This window comes from Taishania pollutisoli (assembly GCF_014518315.1).
Taxonomy (GTDB): Bacteria; Bacteroidota; Bacteroidia; order Flavobacteriales_D; family Crocinitomicaceae; genus Taishania; species Taishania pollutisoli.
This window is the reverse complement of record NZ_JACVEL010000025.1, coordinates 1-6026: the sequence shown is the minus strand read 5'-3', so window position 1 is coordinate 6026 and position 6026 is coordinate 1. Positions and strand designations below refer to the sequence as shown.

Sequence of the window (6026 nt, the reverse complement as noted above, 5' to 3'; positions counted from 1 at the left end):
TACAGTAGCAACGGCACGTACATTGTGACCTTACAGGATGCGGAAGACCCGACGGTCTGTCCTTCGTACATTGAGGTTACGGTGAGCGGCTATCCTTCTGCGGGTTACAGCTGGACGGGTTCGTGTACGAACACCAGTGTTGTTTTTCACGCACAGTCATCGGGTTTGAGCTACAGCTGGGATTTCGGAGACGGCCAGACGGCAAGCGTTCAGAACCCTTCCCATACGTATGCCACGGCAGGCATTTACACAGTTACCTTAACGACCAGCAACGGCAGCTGCACCTCGAGTGTTTCCCAGCAGGTTCAGGCCGGCCCCCAGACCCCTTATTTCACCTCCCCTCAACTGTGTGAGGGCACCCCTTTTGTTCCGCAGAACCTTCCCTTGTGGGCAGATACGTACAGCTGGGATTTTACTACCGACGGCATAGAAGATGCGACGGGTTATTTGATCAACCACACTTTCACTACGGACTTTACGAGCTCAAACGTGAACACGTTCAACGTGACCCTGACGGTTACCTATGGCGGATGTACCTCGAGCTACACCCAGGCCGTGAGCGTTTATAAACCCATTGATGCCACTTTCACCAGCGCATTGACCGGTTCATGCACCTATACAGAGTATACATTTACCCCTTCAAGTACCACAAGCGGACCGGGGATCACGTATCTCTGGACTTTTTCAGAACCTGTTACCCAGGGAACAATCACCCCAACGCCTGTTACCCATACCTTCAGCGGCGCAGGTACGTATGCGGTTACCCTTCAATCGACAAACGGAGCATGTATCCGGCAGAGCACACAAAACATTACGATCGGAGGCGGTTTGGGAGCGACCATCCAGAGCAGCACTCCCTACATCTGCGGCAGCGGCTCTATGACCCTTCAGGGCGTACTGAGTAACCCGTTGAGCGGATCAAGCTATACGTATGTATGGCGCCACGTGGAAACGAACACAGTGGTTGGTACCGGTTCCACAGTAACGGTTAACCAGGCAGGCACCTACGAGTTGACGGTAACGGATCAGACGTGTTCCCATACAGCCCAGGCGACGTATTCAGCAGCGATCTTAGCTGTTCCTTCCTCGGGAGATAACACAGCTATTACAGGGGTTAGCTGTCCGGGAGCATCCGACGGCTCGATCGCCCTTGATCTTTCTGCGGGCTTGTTAGCTGCAGGTATTGATGTGTGGAGCAGTTCAGGAAGCTACAATGCCGGCACTCATACGATCACGGGCCTTTCAGAAGGCACGGTTACCTATACGATTACCTACACGGATTATCCGTTGTGTAGCTACACAGGGTACGGCTCGATCACTTACGACGGAGCAACCCTTGAGGTATCTACTCAGGCCAGCGGTTGTGGCAGCTCAACAGGTTCTCTTTCGGTGAGTGCATCGGATCAGAGTACGGTAAGTAACCTGAGCTGGACGAATGCTTACAATGCTTCGCAGACAGGAACGAACATGACAAACCTCCCTACAGGAGTTTACCACGTGAGCGGTCTTGTGAACGGCTGCCAGTTGACCAGCGAATACCACCAGATCGGTACCTATTCGATCAGTGCGAGCCACAGCGGGGCTTATACCTGCGGGGCATCACCGGCATCAGTTACGATTACGGCACAAACCCCCGGATTTTCAGAAAATTACACCTTTACGCTTTCTTCCCAAACCATTAGCGGAAGCAGCGCTACGTTCAGCGGCCTTTCTCAAGGCAGCCATACGGTTACCATTACGGGCAACAGTTCAGGCTGCAGCACCACACATACCTTTACAGTTGCTTCCTCTCAGGGTCTTACCGTTGCTTTCGGCCAGGGACCAATCAACTGTCAGACACTGGAAGACGGAGAAATCGAAGCGATAGTGAATGGTGGCAGCGGCTCTTACAGCTATAGTTGGAATGATCTGCCTTCTCACGACTCCCCGCTTCGTCAGGATATTACAGCCGAGGTTACCTATACGGTGAATGTTACAGACCTTGTTACGGGTTGTAGTGCTTGGGGCAGTACCCTTATTGAGAACCCGAAAATCTGGGATATCTCCTCGGTATCGAACTCGGGATGCAACGTGAGTGTCGTACTTTCTTCACCCAACGCTTCGGAACTGGCTACTCAGATGAACAATGGTTCTTTTACGGTTACCTGGATCCAGGGTACACTTTCGGGCAGCACGTTTACAGCAAGTGGCTTTACCCATGCCAGCGGTCTTGTTACCAATGGTCTTCCGGAGGGGAGATACCTTGTACGGGTGACGGACCAGAACGGCTGTAGTGAGGAATACACATATTTTGAAATGGGTGCGAACCTGGTTGCGGGTCTTCGCTTTCACTTTGTATTTGGAAACGTACCGACGGAACCTGTAGAAGAAGAACCGACCCCGAAGCAGGACGATTTACTATCGGAATCGATGACCGAGGCAGCGGACGCCCTTCTGGAGCAGCTTTCAGAATGTATGAACTACCAGACAGGCATTGCAATGAGTACCTACAAGGACCACTGCCAGAGCCTGGAACATTATACGGACAAGATGACGCTGCGCTACGATGTCAGCTACGAGCAGTACACCCTGTATTATTACGACCGGGCAGGGAATCTGACGAAGACCGTTCCACCGGAAGGCGTAGAGTTTTTGGATAGTACAGACATTGCTTCGATCAAGTTGCACCGCAAGAGCGGCGATGCAAACAATGCACCTGGAATATGGGTTCCGAATCATCGTTTGACAACCCGTTACGATTACAATGCCTTGAACCAGCTCAAGGAGCAGACCACACCTGATGGGGGAACAGGTAAATTTATTTACGACGGCTTACAGCGTCTGCGGTTCTCACAGAATGCCCGTCAGGCAGCACAAGGGACGTTCTCGTACACCAAATATGACGAGTTGGGCAGGGTCTATGAGGCAGGAGAGAGCAATACAGCAAGCTCGGGCATTGACTTTACGAATGTGTTTGCCGGAATCAACCAGACGCTGGCCAATGATCCATCCTTTCCGGATGCAGGGACGTATGCGCTGCGCCAGGTGACTCAAACGTATTACAGCACATTGACGGCAATGGATTACTACGGAGAGGGTCAGCAGCATTTGCAGAACCGGGTGTCGCATATCGTGCGGGATGAGGACGGCGATCCGGGTACAACAGAAGATATTTACACGACCTATTACAGCTATGATGTGCATGGGAATGTTGAGTGGCTGGTACAGCAGGATCCGATCATTGGAGAGAACTACATTAAGTATAATTACGATCTGGTGAGTGGGAACGTGCTGGATGTGGCTTACAACGAGCACCGCAAGGATCGTTTCTTCCACCGCTACAGTTACGATGAGGACAACCAGTTGATTTTGGCAGAAACATCCCGTGACAGAGTATTGTGGGATGCAGACGGAGCATATGACTATTACGACCATGGGCCGTTGCGCTCACTTCGCATCGGTCAGGACAAGATCCAACAGGTGGATTACACCTACACGATCCAGGGTTGGATGAAGGGAATCAACAACCCGAACCAGGTTGCTACCCAAACGAGTGGCAGCAGTAACGTAACGGGTTCTTCTATTCAGCATGAGTATCTGAGCAGTGCCTTTGGAATGAGTTTGGGGTATTACCAGGGTGATTTTACACGCAATGATGCGGGAACGGCCAATGAGCACCTTGCCAGCGGCAACATCTACGGAGCGAATGACCTGTTCAACGGGAACATCAGTTCGTGGAACTGGAAGACGGCCACGGGTAGCGCAGCCACGAGTCAGAGCCTGACGATGGCCTACCGCTATGACAACCTGCAGCGCATCAAGGAGATGAACAGCTATACGTATGACATCGGCTCCCAACTGCATGCAGCAACGACGCATTTTGCGACGAGTTACAGTTTTGACCGGAACGGAAACCTGTTGACCTTGAACAGAAAAGATGATGCAGGAAACCAGATGGATGAGCTGGATTACATTTATCAGAACGCCTCGGGCGCAGCGATCACCAATACGCCTTATACACCGCGTACGACCAATACGTTGAAATCGGTTACAGACCACATTACAACGAATGCGGGTTCTAAGACGGATTTGATGGATACGCACCAGTATGCGTACGATGAGATCGGGAACCTGGTGAAAGACACGGGGAAAGAAAACCTGGGTAATAACGAGATCTGGGATGTGGTACTGGACATTGAGTGGACGGTGGATCAGAAGGTGAGCCAGGTGAAGAAGACCCGGAGCTATAATGGGAACACGATCCAGGAGGCCAGTAAGTTCCACTACGATCCGATGGGTATCCGTGTCGGGAAGACCTATGTTGCGGATCTGAGTAATCCGCTTCACACAGCGACTTATACCCGTTATGTGCACGATGCCCAGGGGAACCCGCTGGGGGTGTATGAGATTACCATAGAGGAAGGAGACGGCTTTGACCACCAGGCGACCCTGCGATTGGTAGAGCGTCCGATCTATGGTGCGGCACGCCTGGGAACGGACACCCGGGAAGAGGTGTTACACACCTGGCAGTTCAACGGCAGTAACATCGGACAGTTCAGCTCAGACGGCACGCAGGTCTTATCAGAGCTCACGAACTGGATTACCCCGCTGTTAAAAACCACCACCTCAGGAGATGCAACATTGTGTCAGTGTGAGATCCGCCATACGTATTTTGAACACGATGTGCAAAATGATACGTATAGTATGAAGGACGGCGGAGCAGCGGTGAGCTACTATGGTAAGACAGACAATGGGGTAACGGTAGGAGAGACGACGGCAGGAGCACTGGAGGTATACTCGACGGTTGCAGGTCATTATTTAGGCAACCAAACGGTATCCCTGATTTTCAATACAGACAATGAACTGATCAAGGGTACGGAATCGCTCAATAAACCTTACCGGCATGTAAAACCGGTAATCGGACGGGATCCTTCGCTGTTGGATGGCCGCTACCAGTTGTATTCCCTCAATGAAGACCGCCACCCGGTAATGCACCGCATGAACATGCATGCCGCAGGCTGGGGAACACTGGCAGGACCGAAGGGAGAAATTACACAAGGAAATATCCTTCTGGATGATACCTACCGTTATGGTAGTCACATGGCCCTTTTGGAAGATCAGCTGAACGGAAGAAACCTGGTCTATGCCACGCGTTATGTTCCTTCAGAGGACACGGCAGCGTGTCTGGGCGAGGTGGAGTTGGTTGTCTTTGAGATCACGGATCAGGGAGCATCGCTTCCGCACTATATGAGCCGGGTGGAGAGTTCGGACTCCCTGGGAGAGGGAGAGTTGCAACTGTCCCCTGATGGTACGATGCTCATGTATTACAACCACAGGGAAAACATTGCAGGTTTTGCACACCGTCATGCCTCCGTAGAGGTGTTTGGACTGGATGGCAGCCATACAGAGGTGACCACCCTGTCAACGATTATGAACCCGAATGACTATGCGGGGAACTACGGAAAGGGATCGCTGGATTTTACAGCGGCAGGCGGCTTGTATGCGAGTCAGCATGGAATTTATGAACAGAACAACACGGTGGGCCAGCAGGATGGTTCTGCCAAACAGATGTTGTACTATGATCCTTTGACGCAGACCCTTGGTTATGCGGCGGCGGCGGGAGACCACCAGTACTGGGAGGTACGCCGCGGGAAGACACAGCTGATGTATGTTCCAACGGAAGGTGAGGCTGTGGTATACAACGAATGGGCGAACTACGGAGCGGGAGTTCCTGTTCTGCCAACCCAACCTGTTCAGACGGGCTATGAACTGCTCTCACACCTACCGGTGCAGCCGCATGTGATCATGGCATCGAGGGGTGATGTGGTGCTGACACGTGCTGTTGGATACAAACGCTATGAGCTTAGTGACCACCTGGGGAACGTGCGGTATGTGATCGGAGATATGCGTGTGCTGGAAACGGTGACTGTTGTAAACACCAATGAATTTACAGTAGTAACCACAGACCAACAGCTGGAATGGAGTGATTACTATCCGTATGGATCGTACCTACCAGGCAGACATGTGGAGAATGGTGAAGGGTATAG

General features: G+C 52.0%; 1 protein-coding gene. It reads left to right on the top strand.

Features of this window, described 5'->3' with window-relative positions; all coding sequences use genetic code 11:
* Positions 1-6026: PKD domain-containing protein (locus H9Y05_RS16045; protein ID WP_216714882.1), on the top strand; the 6026-nt coding region annotated here is incomplete at both ends.